The 20,807-nt window shown below is 43.0% G+C and carries 16 protein-coding genes and 1 tRNA gene; 8 read left to right on the top strand and 9 right to left on the bottom strand.

The window, feature by feature from the left end; all coding sequences use genetic code 11:
- Positions 1-11: 11 nt before the first annotated feature.
- From dppC to glyQ, 6 genes are all read right to left on the bottom strand, one after another.
- Positions 12-914 carry a dipeptide ABC transporter permease DppC gene (gene dppC / locus H0913_RS01605; RefSeq protein ID WP_154602295.1) on the bottom strand — a complete coding sequence of 301 codons (903 nt, stop codon included), beginning with the start codon at positions 912-914 and terminating at the stop codon, positions 12-14.
- Positions 915-925: 11 nt separating this feature from the next.
- Positions 926-1,945, bottom strand: coding sequence for a dipeptide ABC transporter permease DppB (dppB, locus tag H0913_RS01600; protein WP_036948611.1), 1,020 nt, complete (start codon positions 1,943-1,945; stop codon positions 926-928).
- A gap of 176 nt (positions 1,946-2,121) precedes the next feature.
- Entirely contained in the window at positions 2,122-3,732 is a 1,611-nt protein-coding gene (dppA, locus tag H0913_RS01595) for a dipeptide ABC transporter periplasmic-binding protein DppA (RefSeq protein ID WP_154602294.1), read from the bottom strand.
- 722 nt (positions 3,733-4,454) lie between these two features.
- Positions 4,455-4,531: transfer RNA gene (locus H0913_RS01590), tRNA-Pro, on the bottom strand.
- Positions 4,532-4,762: 231 nt separating this feature from the next.
- The gene (gene glyS / locus H0913_RS01585) at positions 4,763-6,832 is read right to left on the bottom strand and encodes a glycine--tRNA ligase subunit beta (RefSeq protein ID WP_154602293.1); all 2,070 of its coding nucleotides are present in this window, start codon (positions 6,830-6,832) and stop codon (positions 4,763-4,765) included.
- Between the two features lie 9 nt (positions 6,833-6,841).
- Positions 6,842-7,750 carry a glycine--tRNA ligase subunit alpha gene (gene glyQ, locus H0913_RS01580; RefSeq protein ID WP_006659589.1) on the bottom strand — a complete coding sequence of 303 codons (909 nt, stop codon included), beginning with the start codon at positions 7,748-7,750 and terminating at the stop codon, positions 6,842-6,844.
- A 200-nt stretch (positions 7,751-7,950) separates the two neighbouring features.
- Between glyQ and H0913_RS01575 the strand changes: the two genes are divergently transcribed.
- Positions 7,951-8,514, top strand: coding sequence for a DNA-3-methyladenine glycosylase I (locus H0913_RS01575; RefSeq protein WP_154638600.1), 564 nt, complete (start codon positions 7,951-7,953; stop codon positions 8,512-8,514).
- A gap of 205 nt (positions 8,515-8,719) precedes the next feature.
- Entirely contained in the window at positions 8,720-9,976 is a 1,257-nt protein-coding gene (locus H0913_RS01570) for a valine--pyruvate transaminase (protein ID WP_154638599.1), read from the top strand.
- Positions 9,977-10,195: 219 nt separating this feature from the next.
- Here H0913_RS01570 and H0913_RS01565 read toward each other — a convergent pair whose 3' ends face one another.
- Positions 10,196-11,854, bottom strand: coding sequence for a putative transporter (locus H0913_RS01565; protein ID WP_154602290.1), 1,659 nt, complete (start codon positions 11,852-11,854; stop codon positions 10,196-10,198).
- 408 nt (positions 11,855-12,262) lie between these two features.
- Here H0913_RS01565 and H0913_RS01560 point away from each other — a divergent pair, with 408 nt between their 5' ends.
- Entirely contained in the window at positions 12,263-12,553 is a 291-nt protein-coding gene (locus H0913_RS01560; RefSeq protein WP_336431454.1) for a YceK/YidQ family lipoprotein, read from the top strand.
- 288 nt (positions 12,554-12,841) lie between these two features.
- Here the strand turns inward: H0913_RS01560 and H0913_RS01555 are convergent, their stop codons facing one another.
- A complete protein-coding gene (locus H0913_RS01555; RefSeq protein ID WP_154602288.1) occupies positions 12,842-14,170 on the bottom strand; it encodes a DUF3748 domain-containing protein in 1,329 nt (442 codons plus the stop codon).
- A 123-nt stretch (positions 14,171-14,293) separates the two neighbouring features.
- On the opposite strand from H0913_RS01555, the gene H0913_RS01550 reads away from it, so the two are divergent.
- Positions 14,294-14,908, top strand: coding sequence for a trimeric intracellular cation channel family protein (locus H0913_RS01550; RefSeq protein WP_036948588.1), 615 nt, complete (start codon positions 14,294-14,296; stop codon positions 14,906-14,908).
- A gap of 37 nt (positions 14,909-14,945) precedes the next feature.
- On the opposite strand, the gene ligB is transcribed toward H0913_RS01550, so the two are convergent.
- Positions 14,946-16,640: an NAD-dependent DNA ligase LigB gene (gene ligB, locus H0913_RS01545; RefSeq protein WP_181477869.1), complete on the bottom strand. Its 1,695-nt coding sequence runs from the start codon at positions 16,638-16,640 to the stop codon at positions 14,946-14,948.
- A 311-nt stretch (positions 16,641-16,951) separates the two neighbouring features.
- On the opposite strand from ligB, the gene gmk reads away from it, so the two are divergent.
- Genes gmk through trmH form a run of 4 tightly spaced genes read left to right on the top strand, consistent with a single transcriptional unit; the run spans position 16,952 to position 20,800 of the window.
- Positions 16,952-17,575, top strand: a complete 624-nt coding sequence (gene gmk / locus H0913_RS01540; protein ID WP_036948585.1) for a guanylate kinase — start codon at positions 16,952-16,954, stop codon at positions 17,573-17,575.
- Positions 17,576-17,631: 56 nt separating this feature from the next.
- A complete protein-coding gene (gene rpoZ / locus H0913_RS01535) occupies positions 17,632-17,907 on the top strand; it encodes a DNA-directed RNA polymerase subunit omega (protein WP_006659598.1) in 276 nt (91 codons plus the stop codon).
- A gap of 19 nt (positions 17,908-17,926) precedes the next feature.
- A complete protein-coding gene (gene spoT / locus H0913_RS01530; RefSeq protein WP_181477868.1) occupies positions 17,927-20,056 on the top strand; it encodes a bifunctional GTP diphosphokinase/guanosine-3',5'-bis pyrophosphate 3'-pyrophosphohydrolase in 2,130 nt (709 codons plus the stop codon).
- 30 nt (positions 20,057-20,086) lie between these two features.
- A complete protein-coding gene (trmH, locus tag H0913_RS01525; RefSeq protein WP_154602285.1) occupies positions 20,087-20,800 on the top strand; it encodes a tRNA (guanosine(18)-2'-O)-methyltransferase TrmH in 714 nt (237 codons plus the stop codon).
- Positions 20,801-20,807: the final 7 nt, after the last annotated feature.

Genomic DNA, 20,807 nt, shown 5'->3' with positions numbered 1-20,807 from the left:
AGATTACCTCATCACTGCTTGAGTTTTGGATCAAAGGCGTCACGTAAACCATCACCCATCAGGTTAAACGCTAATACCGTTAATAAAATTGCTAATCCAGGGAACGTTACGACCCACCATGCGCTTTGTGCGAACTGCAACACATCAGACAACATAGTTCCCCATTCTGGAGTTGGTGGCTGCGCCCCCATTCCCAGAAAACCCAGTGCAGCCATATCTAAGATGGCATTCGAGAAGCCTAAAGAGGCCTGTACAATCAGTGGTGCCAGACAGTTAGGTAAAATATTAACGAACATTTGACGCAATGCCCCTGCTCCCGCCACTCTCGAAGCAGTCACATAGTCACGATTCACTTCCACCAGCACCGCGGCTCGCGTCAAACGAATATAGTGAGGTAATGCCACAAAAGTTAACGCTATCGAGGCATTGACAATCGAGGGACCGAAAATGGCCACCAAGACTAACGCTAACAGCAAGCTTGGCAGAGCCAACATAATGTCGACCAAACGCATAATGATCGCATCCACTACGCCGCCAAAATAACCCGCAATTACCCCAATCGTTACCCCCATAATCAGGGATAATACCACCACGAGGCAGCCCACTAATAACGAGAGCCTTGCTCCGTACATTAGGCGAGATAATAAATCGCGACCTACATCATCCGTGCCAAGAATAAATTCCCATGATCCGCCCTCTTCCCAAACTGGAGGAGTCAACAATGCCTGACGGAATTGCTCATCAGGCGCATGAGGCGCTAATACCCCCGCAAGGATTGCAATTAACACCATCAAAATGATGTAGAACATCCCCACGACCGCGCCTTTGTTGCGCTTAAAATAATGCCAAAATTCTTGTAATGGTGTCATCGGCTTCGGGGCGCTGACAGCTTTTGACTCAGTTGTTTGAGACATTTTTGCGCTCCTTATTTCTTATGACGAATACGTGGGTTAACAATGCCATACAGCACATCAACCACTAAGTTAACGAAGATAATCAACGTTGCGACAAGTAAGACGCCACCTTGAACCACTGGATAATCTCGACGTTGTAATCCTTCAATTAACCAACGACCTAACCCCGGCCATGAGAAAATGGTTTCCGTCAAAATGGCACCGGCGAGCATCACACCGACCTGCAGACCAATTACCGTGACAACCGGCAGTAATGCGTTACGCAGGGCGTGAATTAAAATCACGCGGGCACGGCTAACACCTTTAGCTCTAGCCGTACGAATATAGTCTTCCCCTAATACTTCCAGCATCGCCGAGCGGGTCATACGCACAATCACAGCCAGTGGAATAGTTCCGAGCACAATGGATGGCAAAATTAAATGCTCCACTGCATCTTTGAAGTCTCCCGCTTCCCCCCAAATTAGGGTATCAATCAGCATAAAGCCCGTGAGCGGATTCGAGTCATCAAGGAAAACGGTGTCGCTTACCCTTCCCGCAACGGGAGTGAGATCCCACTGAACAGAGACCAGCATGATCAACATGATCCCCCACCAGAAGATCGGCATAGAGTAGCCCGTTAATGAAACACCGATCGCCGTGTGATCGAAAATTGAACCACGTTTAACTGCCGCTAAAACCCCCACAGGGATACCAACAGAAACCGCAAAAATCATGGCGCAAGTGGCTAGTTCTACGGTGGCTAAAAAGCGAGGTAAAAATTCTTCCCAAACGCCGATTCGGCTTTTTAAGGAGATCCCTAAGTCTCCATGCATTATGCCGTTCAGATAATGGAGGTATTGTTTCCAAAGTGGCTGGTCGAGTCCTAATTCAGCCATTAAATAAGCGTGTCTTTCTGGGGATAATCCGCGTTCACCCGCCATAATCATGACAGGGTCGCCTGGGATCATGTGAACGAAAGCAAAAGTAAGTAGCGTGATACCGATAAAGGTGGGGATCACGAGCCCGAATCGTCGGAGGATAAATTGCAGCATATCCTGAGTCTCTTTAATAATGCCGTCGACGGCTCTTAGTCCGCTTGGCTGGTCAGAAAAACAACGTTTTCATCTGCTCACAAATAACTAAATTTATCTGCATCTTCTGAACGTCAGAGGAGAAAACGCCCTCCGCTGCAAAGAGGCAACGAAGGGCATTTACAGATTAAAAACAATTACTTATCAATGTCTACGTTTTCGAAGTGGTGTTTACCTAACGGATCAACCACGTAGCCTTTTACTTCTTTACGCACTGGCTCAAACACGGTGGAGTGAGCGACGATCAGCGCAGGCGCTTGTTCGTTCATTATCACTTGAGCTTGTTTGTACAGTTCGACACGTTTGTTGTGATCCGCAGTCATACGCGCAGGCTGGATCACATCTTCAAAGCTTTGATTACACCATTTAGAGTAGTTAGAACCCTGTTTTTTCGCAGCACAGCTGAATAAGGTCGCGAAGAAGTTATCAGGGTCACCATTGTCCCCAGTCCAACCCATCATCACAGTTTGAGGTTCGCCGCTCTTAGCTCGTTTCAGGTATTCGCCCCACTCGTAGCTAACCACTTTCGATTTAACGCCGATTTTCGCCCAGTCAGCTTGGATCATTTCTGCCATTCGACGAGCATTCGGGTTATATGGACGTTGAACTGGCATTGCCCACAGGTCAATTTCAAAACCTTCTGGGAAGCCCGCTTCCGCCAGCAATTTCTTGGCTTTTTCTGGGTTATATTCGGTATCTTTAATCGCGTCGTTGTAACCCCACATAGTTGGTGGAATTAAGTTTTTCGCTTTTTGACCCGCACCTTGATAAACCGCTTGGATAATGGCGTCTTTGTTCACTGCCATCGACAGCGCTTGACGAACTTTTTGGTTATCCAGTGGTTTCTTCTCAACGTTGTAAGACAGGTAGCCTACGTTCAGACCAGGCTGCTCCAACAAGGTAATGTCTTTATCTGCTTTCATGCGCTCTAAGTCTGCCGGGTTAGGATACGGCATCACTTGGCACTCATTTTTTTGCAGTTTTGCATAACGTACTGACGCGTCAGGGGTGATAGAGAAGACTAAACGGTCAATCTTCGGTACTGTGCCCCAGTAATCTTTGTTCGCTTTGTACAGAATACGAGAATCTTTCTGATACTGTTGCAGTTCAAAAGGCCCTGTTCCGATTGGGTTCAGGTCAACTTTCTCTGGGGTTTTTGCCTTCATCATTTGATCAGCATATTCCGCTGATAAGATTGATGCGAAGTCCATTGCCATATCCGCTAAGAATGGCGCTTCTGGGCGTGTTAATGTGATACGGACGGTGTTGTCATCGACTTTTTCAACTTTGTCGATGATTTTGTCCATGTCCATTCCCATAAAGTATTCATAGCTGCCGCCAGAAACTTTGTGGTATGGGTGGTTTGGATCTTTTTGGCGCATGAACGTGTAGATCACGTCATCCGCATTTAAGTCGCGGCTTGGTTTGAAATCTTTATTGGAGTGCCACTTCACGCCTTTACGCAGGTGGAATGTGTACACTTTACCATCGTCACTGACTTCCCAGCTTTCTGCTAAGCCCGGCTCAATTTCAGTTGTACCCAGCTTGAATTCAACCAAACGGTTATACAGAGGAATTGAACTTGCATCATAAGTTGTTCCAGAGGTGAATAGCTGCGGGTTAAACCCTTCAGGTGAACCTTCAGAACAATAAACCAGTGTTTTAGCCTGTACTGAGGCAGATACCGCTAAAGCAGCTAATGTTAAGCCTACCGCCAATAAACCTGTCTTTTTCATCGAGAGCGTCATTGGTAATGCTCCTGTGGTGTATGTTGTTTTATCGAATACTGAAATCCATCTTGGATAAGACAGATGCCGTATCTGTATTTTTTGTTATTCACTGTGCAATTAATCAACTGGAATACATTTCGTCAATAGCATTATTCACTGTAACAATTTCGCTTAAATAACATTTTTCGAATAATTTCGGTGTAAATATAGCCTTATATGTTACGAAAATGTTTATTTTCTAGCGATTATAACCACAGAAACATTACTGGATAGATTTTTATAAGGACGTTAATTATTTGTATATTTGTGATTAAGTGCTGAATTACTGAGCGGAAATAGTGGGCAATACAAAAAATTGCAACATAAAACGCTAAATAGAATTCACATGAAACTATTTGTTAGCTGATTGTTTTGCATGTTTTTTATACTAAAAAGAATTATTGGCGGATTTATATATCCTCTTACCATTTTCAGGGAATCACGGGGGAAAATACCAATCAGATTATGAAGGTTGGTTTTGATTAGCCGACTTGTTTCGATAGGTAGGCTTACTTTGATAGGTAGGCTTGTTTTGATCGGTAGACTGGTTTTGTTCTGAGCAACTTAGCTTAAAAGCAATGGAAAGCTTATTAATACGTAATATGTATTAAATGAGCATAATCGTCGTCACGAAAAGGAGTTGGAAAAATGAGGGAGATAGAAACGAAAAAACCCACCTCAATGAGGTGGGTTTTAGAATTTGGTCGGCGAGAGAGGATTCGAACCTCCGACCCACTGGTCCCAAACCAGTTGCGCTACCAAGCTGCGCTACTCGCCGAAAACGGTGTGAATAATACTGCCAAGAATGGGGATCGTCAACCCTATTTTTCGCTAAAACTGTTCGTATGCTGATAAAACCATCAAAATGGTATGGTTTCTTATTTTTACGTCTATTTTTGGATAAAAAATAAGCGCTAAAAATATTTTAGCGCTTATTTATCCCAATCATTGGGAAGGTCATATTTATACAATTATTTTCTAAATCAAAAATAACCGACTAAAAATCAACCTATTGAAGCAGTGAAATATCTGCTACTTTTAAGAATAGCTCGCGAAGCTGGCTTAACAGTGTTAAACGGTTATTCCGCACAGCAGGATCTTCATCCATCACCATGACGTTCGCAAAGAACTCATCAACCACTTCACGTAAAGAGGCTAACTCAACGAGTGCTTCTTGATAGTTACGCTCAGCAAACATTGGCTCAAGCTTGTCTTGCAGTACCACGACGTGAGTCGCTAACTTCACTTCTTCTGGCGTTTTCAGTACAGACGCTAACACGCTATCAGCGAGTTTCTCTTCTGACTTACTCAGAATGTTAGAAACACGTTTATTAGCAGCTGCCAGCGCTTGTGCTTCTTCTAAAGAACGGAAGTGAGTCACTGCTTTAACACGCGCATCGAAGTCAGCTGGCTGAGTTGGGCGACGTGCTAATACGGCTTGGATAGTGTCAATGCTGTAGCCTAGCTCTTGGTACCAAGAACGGAAGCGACCCAGCATGAACTCAACCACATCTTCCACGACATTTTTGTTAGTTAGTTTATCGCCATACAGACGCACAGCCTCTTGGGTCATTTCCACAAGGTCAAGCTGATAGCCTTTTTCAACGATAATACGTAACACACCTAATGCCGCACGGCGCAGAGCGAATGGGTCTTTATCCCCTTTTGGATGCTGACCGATACCGAAGATACCTGCGAGAGTATCCATTTTTTCTGCTAATGCTAATGCCGCAGAAACATCGGTAGATGGCAGTTCATCTCCCGCAAAACGCGGTTGGTATTGTTCTTTCAGTGCAAGAGCAACATCTTCTGACTCACCGTCATGGCGAGCATAGTGCATGCCCATGACACCTTGAGTGTCTGTGAATTCAAAGACCATGTTGGTCATTAAGTCACATTTAGCCAGTAAGCCTGCACGGGTTGCATGATTCACATCCGCACCAATCTTGCTAGCAATCCAACCCGCTAATGCTTCTAAACGATCAGTTTTATCACGCAGAGTACCTAACTGTTGCTGGAACAGAACAGTTTCTAAACGTGGTAAGTTATCTTCTAAGCGTTGTTTACGGTCAGTTTTGAAGAAGAATTCCGCATCCGCTAAACGCGGGCGAACGACTTTTTCGTTACCGGAGATAATTTGCTGCGGATCTGAAGATTCAATATTCGCCACGAAGATAAAGTTCGGCATTAACTTGCCTGCATTATCATAAACAGGGAAATATTTTTGGTCTCCTTTCATGGTGTATACCAGTGCTTCAGCAGGAACTTCTAAGAATTTCTCTTCGAATTTTGCTGTTAATACTACTGGCCATTCAACCAAAGAAGCCACTTCTTCAACTAAGCTGTCGGTTAGGTCTGCTTTACCGCCCAACGCCTGAGCAGCTTTTTCTGCATCGGCAATAATTGTCGCTTTACGCTCAGCGTAATCTGCGATTACTTTACCGCGAGTGCGTAAAATTTCTGGGTATTGTTCCGCATTATCAATAGTAAATTCAGCTTCACCCATAAAACGGTGACCGCGAATAATACGATCGCTCTTAATACCAAGAATTTCGCCCTTAACAACATCGCTACCCAGCAGTAATGTCACAGTATGTACAGGACGTACAAACTGAGTTTCTTTATCTGCCCAGCGCATTAATTTAGGAATAGGTAATTTCGCCAGTGAACGGCTAACCATATCAATCAATAATTCACTGACTGGCTGCCCTTTCATTTGTGCGCGATACAGTAACCATTCGCCTTTATCGGTAGTTAAGCGTTCTGCTTGGTCAACGGTGATCCCGCAGCCACGCGCCCAACCTTCAGCTGCCTTTGTTGGTTTACCTTCAGCATCAAATGCTTGGGAAATTGCAGGGCCACGTTTTTCAACTTCGCGATCTGGCTGAGCCGCGGATAAGTTTTCCACTTTCAGCGCTAAACGACGAGGTGCAGCAAACCAGTTCACTGCACCATGAGCGATATCTGCACCCTCTAATTCCGCAGTAAAGTTAGCTGCGAATGATTCTGCAAGAGAACGAAGAGCCTTCGGCGGTAACTCTTCTGTACCGATTTCCACTAGGAAAGTCTGTTGAGTCATGACAGCCTCTTAGTTCTTATGACACATAGGGAAACCCAGCGCTTCACGAGAAGCATAATAAGCTTCTGCCACCCCTTTCGTCAGGGTACGGATGCGTAAAATATAGCGCTGGCGTTCTGTGACTGAAATTGCCTTACGGGCATCCAGTAAGTTAAAGGTATGAGCCGCTTTTAAAATACGCTCATAAGCCGGAAGTGGCAGAGGCGTTTCTAAAGCAAGCAGATATTGAGCTTCTTTCTCATACTCTTCGAAGCATTTGAATAAGAACTCAACATTGGCATGTTCAAAGTTATACGTGGATTGCTCAACTTCGTTTTGGTGATAAATATCGCCATACGTGGTTTTACCCAGCGGGCCATCACACCAAACCAGATCGTACACGCTATCAACGCCTTGAATATACATAGCAAGACGCTCAAGACCATAAGTGATTTCACCGGTAACAGGCTTACACTCCAAACCACCCACTTGCTGGAAGTAAGTGAACTGAGTCACTTCCATACCATTTAACCAAACTTCCCAGCCCAGACCCCAAGCACCCAGTGTTGGGTTTTCCCAGTTATCTTCCACGAAGCGGATATCATGGACAGTTGGGTCAATACCGAGTTCTTTTAATGAACCTAAGTACAACTCTTGGATATTGTCAGGCGAAGGCTTAATGATCACCTGAAATTGGTAATAGTGCTGTAGACGGTTCGGGTTTTCACCATAGCGACCATCAGTTGGTCGACGAGATGGCTGAACATAAGCTGCCGCGATAGGTTCTGGACCTAAAGCGCGCAAACACGTCATTGGGTGTGAAGTACCTGCGCCGACTTCCATGTCCAGTGGTTGAACAATGGTACAGCCTTGGCGCGCCCAGTAATCCTGTAATGTCAGGATAAGACCTTGAAAGGTTTTGGTATCAAACTTTTGCATGTTAGATCCGCACGCGATACGTGAAATTTAAGAAAGTGACCAGTATACCCTTTGACCGCCAGATATACAGCAATGAATACGCCTGTAACCATTCTAAAAAGAAAAAAAATTAATTTCATCTCTTTAAAACTGTATTTTTATACAGTATAAAGATTCTATTCTTGCCCACAAGCTGAACATTATTAGAAAAAGGATGAAAAATGGAAACTTCAGTTACTCGCTGTCATTGGGTCAATCAAGATCCCGAATATATTGCCTATCACGATAATGAATGGGGAAAACCCACCAAAGATAATCAAGAATTATTCGAAATGATCTGCCTAGAAGGTCAGCAAGCAGGGCTTTCTTGGTACACCATTTTGAAAAAGCGCCAAGGGTATCGAGAGCTGTTCCATCAGTTTGATCCCGAAAAGATTGCCATGATGGATGAAAAAGACGTAGAGCGGCTTATGCAAGACTCAAGGATCATTCGTAATCGATTAAAAATTAACGCGATTATTGCTAATGCTAAGGCCTATTTAGCCATGAAAAACGAAGGAATAGATTTTTCTACTTTCATTTGGGGCTTTGTAAACCACCAACCCATCGTCAATCAATGGACTGAATCCGCACAACTTCCTGCAGAAACAGAGCTTTCTAAGACGTTGTCTAAAACACTGAAAAAACATGGCTTTAAATTTGTAGGTTCGGTTACCTGCTACGCCTTTATGCAAGCCACTGGCATGGTTAATGACCACCTTGTAAATTGTTGCCAGTATCGATAAATCAAAATTTATCGATGGCAACTGAATATATAACAACATAAATAAACCAAGCTTAGTCAATAAGTTAATCTAAAAAACTAATTTGTTATCTATACTTGATATTTTATATGAAAAAGAACTGCAATTAAGCTATTGAACTCTAGATAGGAGCGCGGTATGTTGGAAATTCCATTAACAACCTAATAAACAAATGTGAATAAATACAATGAATTTCTCTAAATTTGGTAATAAATTTGCTAAGAATTCAGGCATTTCAGAATTAATGAAAGACTTGAATGAAGGCCTCAGAACCCCCGGCGCTATTATGCTCGGTGGTGGGAACCCTGCTCATATTCCTGAGATGGATAAATATTTCCAAGACCTCCTCGCTGAAATGTGTGCCAATGGGCAATTGACCGATACCTTGTGTAACTATGATGGTCCTCAAGGCAAAGATGCCATGTTGAAAGCGCTAGCAGCAACTCTAAAAGCGAAACTAGGCTGGGATATCAGCGCGAAAAATATTGCGCTAACAAACGGCAGCCAAAGTGCGTTTTTCTATCTATTTAACCTACTTGCTGGTCGCTTTGAAGATGGTATCTCTCGTAAAGTGCTTTTCCCAATTGCCCCTGAATATGTGGGTTATGCGGATTCTGGACTTGATGACGACCTTTTTGTGGCAAATAAGCCACAAATTGAATTTTTACCTGATGGTCAGTTTAAATATCATGTTGATTTCAACACCCTTGAAATCACTGAAGATATTGGTGTGATTTGCGTGTCACGCCCAACCAATCCAACAGGGAACGTGATCACCGATGAGGAAGTTCTGCATCTTGACCAATTAGCTAAGCAACACAATATTCCATTATTGATTGATAATGCGTATGGCGTTCCCTTCCCCGGCATTATCTTTAGCGAAGCCACACCATTTTGGAATGAAAATGTCATTCTCTGCATGAGCTTGTCAAAACTCGGCTTACCGGGAACTCGCTGCGGTATTATTATTGGTAGCGAAGAGTTAATTGATGCCATCAGTAATATGAATGGCATTATTAGTCTTGCTCCGGGTGGTATAGGTCCAAGTATCGCACTTGAAATGCTGAAGCGTGACGATTTATTTGAATTATCTCAAAATGTTATAGGGCCATTCTATAAACAGCGCGTTGAAGAAGTCATTAAGATTATTCGCCGCTATATCCCTGAAGATAAATGCCTAATTCATAAACCTGAAGGCGCTATTTTCTTGTGGTTGTGGTTTAAAGATCTACCAATTAGTTGTTTAGAACTTTATCGCCGCTTAAAAGCACGTGGTGTATTGATGGTTCCTGGACATTACTTTTTCCCAGGACTTGAAGAAGATTGGCAACATGCCCATGAATGTATGCGAATGAACTATGTTCCTGAGCCAGAAAAGATTGAGCAAGGGATTCAAATCCTTGCTCAAGAATTAGAAAAAGCCTATCAAGAATCTGAACGCTGAATCTAGAAATTGAGTTAAAAAAAGCCCTTTCCATTGAGGAAAGGGCCAAAATTAGCGAGAACTCCATAATTGAAATCGAATATATTTGTTCACGACAAATCTTATTCGCGGTTATTAAACCACTTTTTTGATATCAGTTATGGCGAGAACAAAGACCAATTACGCCCTTATATAGACGGATACTTTTTCTCCACACCCTATTCCTTCCATGACTCACAATCATAATGCCCAAAATAAGATGGCTAACAACTGCGGCGAAATAATGCGTAAAAACATTGCTAAAGGGTATACCGTGGCATAAGAAAGTGCCGGTGCTCCGCTGGTTGGATGGATATTATTTGCAAAAGCTAATGCTGGCGGATCTGTCATAGACCCAGCCAACACACCGCATAGGCTTAAATAATTCATTTTGCCGAAAATACGAGCGACTAAACCGGTGATAAACAGAGGAATAAAGGTAATTAATAGCCCATAGCCAATCCATGTAAGCCCATCCCCTTGAATAAGAGTCTCAATAAAACTCCCTCCCGAATTCAGTCCTACAACCGCTAAGAACATCACAATACCAAGCTCTCTCAACGCTAAGTTTGCACTTGGTGGCATAAACCAATACAGCCGGCCAATGGTACCTATTCGTCCAAGGATCAAAGCAACAACTAACGGCCCGCCCGCTAAACCCAACTTCAATGCAGCAGGAAAGCCCGGTACAAATATCGGTAACGAGCCTAAAACAACTCCCAAACCTATCCCAATAAATACCGGCAGCATCTGGACTTGCTGTAATTTCTGTTTCGCGTTTCCAAGTATTGCAGTAACCGCTTCAATTGATTCAGGACGACCAACAATATTGAGAATATCACCAAATTGCAGCACGGAATTGTTGTTTGCCATCAGGTCAATCCCTGTCCGGTTCAAACGCGTTACCACCACATCATATTTCTGCTTGAGATTCAGCTCTTTTAAGCGTTTACTTAATACAGCGTCATTAGTCACGACCACTCGAACAGAATGCAATACAGAACTGGAAGTTGATAATGATGCTTCAACCTCTTCACCAAGAATGAGGCGAACTTTATTTAAATCCTCTTTTTGCCCAACAACATGCAGTAAATCCCCAAGATGTATTTCTGTCGTCGGCTGAGGTACCACCATCATTTCCCCGCGTTTTAGCCGCGAGCAAACAATGTCTTCGCTGCCAAGCATGGGTATATCTTGCATCATCAAGCCATCAAGATTGGTATTGCGTACCGCAATGTTCATCGTTTGCAGTGAGTCACGATGCTGAACATTCGCACTATTGAATTCCGCGGCTTCTTTATCTACTGAGATACGGAAGATAATACGAACTAGCCACATCACCAGCAAAATACCGCAGATTCCCATCGGGTAAGCCATCGCATACCCCATTCCCATTTGTCCCACCAAACTCGGGTCTGACCCTAAATCAGATAGAATTTGCTGCCCAGCCCCTAACGATGGAGTATTCGTGACTGCGCCCGAGAAAATGCCCAAAATAATCGGTAGAGGGATATCTGCGATTTTATAGATAATAGCAGTAACGACTGCCCCTAAAATAACCACCATCAAGGCAAAGCCATTAAGTTTTAAACCAGAAACGCGTAAAGAAGAGAAAAAACCGGGTCCAACTTGTATCCCGATGGTATACACGAAGAGGATCAAACCAAATTCTTGAATAAAATGCAGCATGTCATTATTGAGAGACAAGCCATAACTTCGCGCAAAATGCCCAACAATAATGCCACCAAAAAGAACCCCGCCAATCCCTAAGCCTACATTGCGGATTTTCCAATTACCTATCCATAAGCCTAGTGCGGCAGCTAATGCTAATAAACTGACTGTAAGCGCTAATTCACTCATAGACCGCTATCCTTTTGACAACAATGAACCAAAATACGGGACATACGGAGTTATTACATTTGCAACTGAATCGATTGTGCCAAATAAACACAGAGGAAGTTGTGTGATAGAGCACAGTTCACAGCAATTCAATTGAGCAATTTTATACTTTAGTTAAAAACAATTTAATTGCTAATTATTAACATCACCGACATAAAATAATACAAAAAAGAGCTATTATTCCGAGGGTATCTTAAATAATAATAGGGTCGTTCGATTGTGAATTTTTAGTTTTTAGTTATTATGATCTCTGATTAAACAAAATCCATTTCAATGCAGGTCAACATATATATGCCAAGCTTGATTTTTTTTAGGTCGTTCGCATTTTCCACATTATTGACTCTTACATTAAGTGGCTGCTCCAGTATTATGACTCATGCTGGTCCTACTGATAGCTATTATCCTGGAACAAAAAATAGTGTTGATATGCTGCAACATGAAGATACGGGCTGGGTAGTTAAGCCATTACTGGTTATCGATTTACCATTTACTGCACTTATGGATACATTATTAATCCCCATGGATTATATGCATTCAAACGACTCACAAGAGGCCAACTCACCGAAAAAACGTTTAGAACAACTTGATAAACAGCGACTTGATAAACAGTCACCTGATAAGCTGCAATCTGATAAACAACAGCCAAAGAACCCTCAATGATTTCCCTATATTAAAGTAGCTTCTTGATGCTCTAATCAGGAATATAATACTTAAAATACAATTAATATTATTAACTTAATTTAGGTTAATAACACCTTTATCTTACTGACCAACTTTCCATCTTTTTTAATCTATTCTATTAACCCAACACTTATTAATTTCAAGTCAATATACTTTAATTGAATGTTGAGCATTTAATTTAATGATGACCTGAACTCTCTTTTTCTGAAGAATAAAGAGATGAATTTTCATCTTTTTATTCTTCATAGGTGTTATTCCAGATAAAATTTAATTAGATAGTCCTGTTTCGACAATATAAATCTGTCTAAACCCATCAATATCTCGCATAAATGCTACAAATTTATCATTTGGAGAAAAGACAACGGCATCTGCAACAGGGGCTATTTCTGTTCTCCGGGTTAACCGTTCTAAATTTCCGGTCGCTACATGGCAACGCACAACGCTATTGTCATACACAAAGCAGAGATACTCACCGGTCTTATTCCAACTAAATGCAGACTGAATTGAAGACTCGCCAAATGTCACTTGGGTGAGCGTCCCTGTTGCCGTTGCCACCAACCATAGTTGCACAATGCCATGATCATCATGCATCAAACAAGCAATTGATTCGCCATTTGGAGAAGAACGCAACCAGTGTCTTGGCTGTTTCGCTAACCCTGGAAATTTCCGATGATGCGTATACGTTAAGCGCCTTTGTTTCACATTCTTAGGCGGCGCTGGCATAGTTTTTTCGGTACCTTGCAGAGGTTTATCGCCTTGAATTTTGAATTCATTGGGATCTTCGGGTAAATCAACTAAATAAACTTCAGGGATCACGTCACCATTTTGATGATGTGTATCTCCGATAAACGCTAATGCACGTGCTTGCCACTGACCTTGTTGATCCATATAACCACGTTGACCAATCCATCCCTCTTCATAAGCTCGGCTTATCTCGTCACTATTCGGAGTTGGCGCCAAAGTCGTCTTCGTCACAACACTACAGAAAAAATTGCCGCTATATTCTCTTTCATGACCAATAGGTTCAACGGTCACAGCGCCTGCAGGTACGGCAACAGCCACATTGCGTTGGTCTAATTGGATATCGAGTTCATGCAAAACATGGTCATTATAGGTAAAGCTCAGCCACTTCCCGTCAGGGCTGAAAACATGAACATGCGTTCCGCCTCTGAGCGCACCCGCCATATAAGGTGGCGTAATACACATTGCATCAATCGGATGAGCAATACCAAGTTGGTTGTCATCAACGTAAATACCCCGGCGATGATGGAAATCATACTGCCAAGACTCATCGGGATATTCTGGTCCCTGAATAAAAGCATAGCGAGGCGGATTTTCAGCGCTTACAGTGACTACGCCAACATGGGCACCATGCAATCCTCGATAGATTTCCACTTTTTGATGGGTTGTAACATGAATTTTTTCTATGGTTTTCCCGGTAAATGAACTGCCACTTGGTCGAACATCATAAGCTAACCACTGACTATCTGGTGTCCAAACATTAATATTTGTAAGCTGATGACTCCGCGAATCCTCAGTAATACATATTTCTTTATAAGGCATTTTATTGTTCAATCTGTTATCCTTTGACATCATTTAACACAGGCTATCGGATTACTTTAACTAATCAATTATTTAAGAGAATAAAAAATCTCAGTCGAGAAGTTTCACAAGTAATATTACCCTTAGACAATCACTATAGTATTGAATAAAACCATCATGTTATTAAGTGTTCTCTATATTATTGGTATTACTGCCGAAGCCATGACAGGCGCTTTAGCTGCTGGACGCCGTAAAATGGATGTCTTTGGCGTGATCATTATTGCCTCTGCAACAGCCATCGGCGGTGGCTCTGTCCGTGATATTCTACTCGGCCACTATCCTCTAGGTTGGGTTGCCCACCCCGAATACATCATGACCGTGGCAGGTGCGGCCATTGTCACCATCTGGATAGCCCCGATGATGAAACACCTTCGCCGGCTCTTCTTAATACTTGATGCGATTGGTTTAATCGTCTTCTCTATTCTTGGTGCTCAAATCGCCCTCGATATGAATTATAGCCCTATCATTGCCGCCATCGCGGCTGTGGTTACAGGTGTATTTGGCGGTGTCCTTCGTGACATGTTGTGTAACACCATCCCTCTGGTTTTCCAAAAAGAAGTATACGCTGGCGTCTCTTTTGCTGCCGCATGGTTATATATCGGTTTGCTATATACACCGCTTCCGAAAGATATCGTGGTCATTATCACGTTAGTAGCAGGTTTAAGTGCTAGGTTACTTGCCATCCGCTACCGTTTGGGATTACCTATCTTTAATTACGAAAGCCAAGATTAACCAAAACTGATTTTCCTATCAGCCATTTGCTTAACCCCTAATGGCTGATATCTAGTTTCTGCAAAGTGTCTAGTGCCTTCTGAATTTCAGGCTCTGCCAACCAGTACTTTAATACTTGTTTCCGTTTTTCAGATAAGCCCAGTGCTTCCACACTCTCTCGTTGATTCAATTTTTCTATTGTAGATATCTTGTTTAGATGCCCTATTTCTAATGGAATTCCAAGCCCTTTCAACCAATTTACTATTGGCTGCATAGATGCATTTTGTAGCTGGCTAAGCGCATTTGTCGTTTTCTTATTCTTAGGTAATGAATCTTGCCATTGTGGAGAAAGCCAGCCAAGTAACGTTGAGAGCCCATATTGCTCTACCCATATTTTCCATGTTTTTTCGCCCACCCCGCGAATCTTTAATTGTTTACCTAACCAAGCCAGGCGAGCAACAAATTGGGGAGCACAATCCGGTGTATACGCTAAACAGCTCAATGAATGAAAGTTTTCGAGAGAGGATGTGTTCGGATACAACCTAGGCTCTCGCCGCCAAATGACTTGCTCCATAAATGGCGTCCCATGTCCTGATAACGTTAGCTGGATTTTATCCCCAACTAGCACATCTTTTTGCTTCCAGAAATTAAGCGAACCAATGCGGATTTTACTCACCTTTTTATCATCGATCGTGACGGGTTCAATGTTAGCAATAACATTTACAGCCCCGGATTTTCCTACCCGAAAAGTTAAATCCATAACCTCTGAAACCACGCTTTTTAATGGGTATTTCCATGCCACGCTCCAACTGTTTTGGTTTGCCTGCCAAGCTGATGCTGGTGGCGATGGAAAGCTTTTCAATACAATACCGTCAGTTGCAAATGGCATCGGTGCTGAATAATAGTAGTCACGCCACTTGGCTGCTGATTGATAGTTTGCGATTGGATGGCTATATCGTTGTGCCAACTCAAATCCTAGCCTATTTAATTCACTCAATTGACGATTCATAGCAACAGAGTTATCAGGCCATGCCCAAATAAAAATGCTGATATCATCTGTGACCTGTGTAGGTAGATCCTTGCGCATCAACCAACCCGCAATTTTACTCCGTGCATTTCTTCCACCATCCGCATTTTGTACATGTTCATTGAGCCTCCAGAACAGTTCCCCCTGTAAAACCAGAGATTGCTTCGTTGAAATAGTTTTGGGGATAGCTTGAATAAAATCGGCTTTATCTCGCCAATTAAGCCCCTCACTCCCATTACCCCGACTGATCATTGACACTAAACGTCCATTTTCATAGTGCAGCGTCACCGCAACACCATCGACTTTAGGTTGCAACCAAACTTCATGACGAGGCGCTATCCATGCGGCTATTTCTTCTGATTTCAATTTTTTCAACCCCGTATGGGGTATGGGATGCTTTGTTAATCGTTCAGTTTTAGGCTGTAATGGTTGTGTTAGTGTGTCAGGCAAATTTTGACAACGCTGTCCCTGCTGCCACTTCGCCAAAAGTTGATCATAAACTTCATCACTTACGCCGCTCACGCCGTCGATTTGATATTGCCTATCCCACTCTTGTAGCTGCTTCCCCAGCCGCCGCTGTTCCATTCTTGTTAATTCATTGTCTAATGAGCGGCATGCTTTTTGAGAATCTACCATTTCCGCACCGTAGCCTATTGAAATAACAGATTGAAGTAATAGGCAGAACCAACCAAATTTCCAGAGTTTCCTGACTGAAAAATAATGCATAATGTCCCTATTATATTTAAGTTTAATACCATGTTCCGAACCGCTATGTGTTGCATTGCATTCTGAGTCAATAAATCAAGGGCGACAGCAAGCAATGCCGTTAATTGCATAGCGCTTCGCAAAACAGATGGTATTTTCATTAAGTTAAATTTATTTTCTGGAAGGCGTTCACAATTTTCCAATAACCAAAATTTTTTTACTCTTATTTCATGGTTAATTGATATCGCTGCATGTTGCCTTAAGTACGTGTATACTATGTAGGGTTTATCACTATCTTTTATGTCTAACCCACAAATATTCAAGAAATCATCATGATACAAGGCACGTTATATATTCTCTCTGCTCCTAGTGGCGCAGGTAAGTCCAGTCTTATCCAAGCATTATTGAAGACACAACCGTTGTATGACACTCAAGTTTCTGTTTCTCATACAACTCGAGCTGCACGCCCAGGCGAAATTCATGGCGAGCATTACTTCTTTGTTTCTGAAGCTGAATTTCTTCAGATGGTTGAGAACAATGACTTTTTAGAGCATGCCTGTGTTTTCGGTAACTACTATGGCACCTCAAAACCCATTATTGAGGAAGTCTTAAATAGTGGCGTGGATGTGTTTCTTGATATTGACTGGCAAGGTGCTCAGCAAATTCGCGCTAAAATGCCAGAAGCACGTAGTATTTTTATCCTACCACCATCAAAAGATGAGCTATATCGCCGTCTGCGTGGTCGTGGTCAAGATAGTGATGAAGTCATTGAAAAGCGCATGTCACAAGCCGTTGGCGAAATTGAGCATTACAATGAATACGATTACGTCATTGTAAACGACGATTTCAACACCGCACTGAGCGATTTACAATCTATCATGCGTGCTGAGCGCTTGAGATTAGGTCGCCAAGTCCAGCGACATGATGCTTTAATCAGCAAATTACTAGCAGACTGAGAATAGTTTCAGTATCATATCAGGTCATTTTTTTATTTCTTTGGAGTAGCACACTTATGGCACGCGTAACTGTTCAAGACGCAGTAGAAAAAATTGGTAACCGTTTTGACCTCGTACTGGTCGCAGCACGTAGAGCTCGTCAGTTACAAACTGGTGGTAAAGATCCTTTAGTTCCAGAAGAAAACGATAAGCACACGGTTATCGCGCTACGTGAAGTAGAAGAAGGTTTAATTAACGGTCACATTTTGGATGTGCGTGAACGCCAAGAACAGCAAGAGCAAGAAGCCGCTGAAATGCAGGCAGTTTCTGCGATCGCTGAAGGTCGTCGCTAATTACTAAGGTGGGTCTGCCTTGTATCTGTTTGAAAGCCTAAATCTCATAATTCAACAATATCTCCCAAAAGAGCAAGTTGAATTACTGAAAAAAGCCTATGTTGTCGCACGGGATGCTCATGAAGGGCAGACCCGTTCCAGTGGTGAGCCTTATATTACTCACCCTGTTGCTGTTGCTTGTATTCTGGCTGAAATGCGTTTGGATCATGAAACACTGATGGCCGCGCTACTTCATGATGTGATTGAAGATACTCCAGCGACATTTCAAGACATAGAGCAACTGTTTGGAACCACCGTCGCCGGCTTAGTCGAAGGGGTTTCCAAACTGGATAAGCTGAATTTCCGCGACAAGAAAGAAGCTCAAGCAGAAAATTTCCGTAAAATGATCATGGCAATGGTGAAAGATATCCGTGTCATTTTGATCAAACTGGCAGACCGCACTCACAATATGCGCACGCTTGGGTCATTAAGACCCGATAAGCGTCGCCGCATAGCGCGTGAAACACTGGAAATCTACAGCCCCCTCGCGCACCGTTTAGGTATCCACCATATTAAAACCGAACTCGAAGAGTTAGGTTTCGAAGCGCTGTATCCAAACCGTTATCGTGTTATCAAAGAAGTGGTGAAATCCGCTCGTGGTAACCGTAAAGAGATGATCCAAAAAATCCTTTCTGAAATTGACGGTCGATTAACGGAAGCGGGTGTACCTTGTACAGTCAGTGGTCGCGAAAAACATCTGTATTCTATCTATCGAAAAATGCATCAAAAAGAGCAGCGATTCCATTCCATTATGGATATCTATGCTTTTAGGGTCATCGTCGAAGACGTTGATACCTGCTACCGTGTTTTAGGGCAAATGCACAGTCTTTATAAACCTCGTCCGGGGCGAATCAAAGACTATATTGCTATTCCTAAGGCGAACGGCTACCAATCTCTCCACACCTCATTAATTGGGCCTCATGGGGTACCAGTCGAAGTACAAATTCGTACTGAAGATATGGACCAAATGGCTGAAATGGGTGTTGCTGCTCACTGGGCATATAAAGAACAAGGCGAATTAGGAACCACTGCGCAGGTGAAAGCCCAGCGTTGGATGCAAAGCTTGCTCGAACTCCAACAGAGTGCGGGAAGCTCATTTGAATTTATTGAAAGCGTAAAATCAGACCTCTTTCCTGATGAAATTTACGTTTTCACCCCCGAAGGTCGTATTGTCGAATTACCGACAGGCGCGACCCCAGTGGACTTTGCGTATGCCGTGCATACTGACATCGGTCATGCCTGTGTGGGTGCGCGAGTTGATCGCCAACCTTACCCACTCTCCCAGTCACTTTCTAGCGGTCAAACGGTAGAAATTATTACGGCTCCAGGCGCTCGACCAAATGCAGCATGGTTGAACTTTGTCGTTAGCTCAAAAGCGCGTGCAAAAATCCGCCAGTTACTGAAGAATTTAAAACGCGAAGACTCCGTTAATTTAGGGCGTCGCCTACTCAATCATGCGCTAGGTGCAGGCACCAAAATCACGGATATACCTCGTGAAAGCATCGATGCCGAGTTAGCTCGCATGAAGCTCCACTCGATTGATGATTTACTTGCCGAAATTGGTTTAGGTAATGCTATGAGTGTTGTGGTGGCTCGCAACTTGCAAGGTAACCCTCAAAGTACTCAGCCAAGTGCCGTTGAAGAACCTGTGATTACGGAAAACCGTAATAAACTGTCCATCAAAGGGGCTGATGGTGTCTTAATCACCTTTGCAAAATGCTGCCGACCTATCCCGGGCGACCCAATTATTGCGCATATTAGCCCAGGTAAAGGATTGGTTATTCACCATGAATCTTGCCGCAATATCCGTGGTTATCAGAAAGAACCGGATAAATTTATGGCTGTCGAGTGGGATACCGAAACAGACACGGATTTTATCGCTGAAATTAAAGTCGATATGATAAACCATCAAGGTGCCCTTGCTAACTTGACCGCCGCTATCAATGATGCGAATTCAAGTATTCAAAGCATGAACACTGAAGAGAAAGATGGTCGTGTTTACTGTGCATTTATTCGCTTGTCGATTAAAAACCGTATTCAGTTGGCTAACGTGATGCGTAAAATTCGTATCATGCCAGACGTTCTACGCGTCAGCCGTAACCGTAATTAGTCGATACCATTAAAAACACGAACTCTCACTATGAATGAACGCCGCTATCGCCGCATTTGCCAAATGATGGCGATGCGGCAGCCCGACCTAACACTCTGTCTTGAAGAAATTCATAAGCCTCATAATGTTTCTGCAATTGTGCGCAGTGCTGATGCTGTTGGGATCCATAAAATTCATGCCATTTGGCCAGACCAACAGGTTAAACTCTCTGTCTCTTCTGCGGCGGGAAGTAATAGTTGGGTAAAAGTCATTTCGCACCAGTCCACAGAAAGTGCCATTACTCAGATAAAATCCCAAGGTATGCAGGTTTTAGTGACGAATCTGTCAGATACGGCTGTCGATTTTCGAGAAATTGATTATACCCGCCCAACCTGTATTATGGTGGGGCAAGAGAAAACGGGTATATCAGACAAGGCATTAGCCCTTGCAGATCAACATATTATCATCCCAATGGTTGGTATGGTACAGTCACTCAATGTCTCTGTCGCCTCTGCGCTTATTTTGTATGAAGCCCAGCGTCAGCGCCAACTCGCAGGCATGTATGAGCGAGAAAATAGTCTATTATCTGAGCAAGAACAACAAGAATGGCTATTTGAAGGTGGCTATCCTGTACTGGCTGAAGTGGCTAAACGCAAAGGGCTTCCTCGCCCATTTATCAATCAGCAAGGTCAGATAGAAGCCGATGATGCTTGGTGGGCACAAATGCAGCTTTCTGAAAAAATGAAGAGAAAACAACTCAGTTAAGGAATCG

This window comes from Providencia rettgeri, from assembly GCF_013702265.1.
Taxonomy (GTDB): Bacteria; Pseudomonadota; Gammaproteobacteria; order Enterobacterales; family Enterobacteriaceae; genus Providencia; species Providencia zhijiangensis.
The sequence above is the reverse complement of the archived record's forward strand: the minus strand, read 5'-3'. Positions and strand labels throughout refer to the sequence as shown.

Excerpts from the sequence above, each read along its gene's own strand:
- trmH (WP_154602285.1), top strand. The coding sequence starts at position 20,087 with ATGAATGAACGCCGCTATCGCCGCATTTGCCAAATGATGGCGATGCGG.
- ligB (WP_181477869.1), bottom strand. The coding sequence starts at position 16,640 with ATGCATTATTTTTCAGTCAGGAAACTCTGGAAATTTGGTTGGTTCTGC.
- dppB (WP_036948611.1), bottom strand. The coding sequence starts at position 1,945 with ATGCTGCAATTTATCCTCCGACGATTCGGGCTCGTGATCCCCACCTTT.
- H0913_RS01560 (WP_336431454.1), top strand. The coding sequence starts at position 12,263 with ATGACTCATGCTGGTCCTACTGATAGCTATTATCCTGGAACAAAAAAT.
- dppC (WP_154602295.1), bottom strand. The coding sequence starts at position 914 with ATGTCTCAAACAACTGAGTCAAAAGCTGTCAGCGCCCCGAAGCCGATG.
- H0913_RS01575 (WP_154638600.1), top strand. The coding sequence starts at position 7,951 with ATGGAAACTTCAGTTACTCGCTGTCATTGGGTCAATCAAGATCCCGAA.
- glyQ (WP_006659589.1), bottom strand. The coding sequence starts at position 7,750 with ATGCAAAAGTTTGATACCAAAACCTTTCAAGGTCTTATCCTGACATTA.
- dppA (WP_154602294.1), bottom strand. The coding sequence starts at position 3,732 with ATGACGCTCTCGATGAAAAAGACAGGTTTATTGGCGGTAGGCTTAACA.
- gmk (WP_036948585.1), top strand. The coding sequence starts at position 16,952 with ATGATACAAGGCACGTTATATATTCTCTCTGCTCCTAGTGGCGCAGGT.
- glyS (WP_154602293.1), bottom strand. The coding sequence starts at position 6,832 with ATGACTCAACAGACTTTCCTAGTGGAAATCGGTACAGAAGAGTTACCG.
- rpoZ (WP_006659598.1), top strand. The coding sequence starts at position 17,632 with ATGGCACGCGTAACTGTTCAAGACGCAGTAGAAAAAATTGGTAACCGT.
- H0913_RS01555 (WP_154602288.1), bottom strand. The coding sequence starts at position 14,170 with ATGATGTCAAAGGATAACAGATTGAACAATAAAATGCCTTATAAAGAA.
- H0913_RS01565 (WP_154602290.1), bottom strand. The coding sequence starts at position 11,854 with ATGAGTGAATTAGCGCTTACAGTCAGTTTATTAGCATTAGCTGCCGCA.
- H0913_RS01550 (WP_036948588.1), top strand. The coding sequence starts at position 14,294 with ATGTTATTAAGTGTTCTCTATATTATTGGTATTACTGCCGAAGCCATG.
- H0913_RS01570 (WP_154638599.1), top strand. The coding sequence starts at position 8,720 with ATGAATTTCTCTAAATTTGGTAATAAATTTGCTAAGAATTCAGGCATT.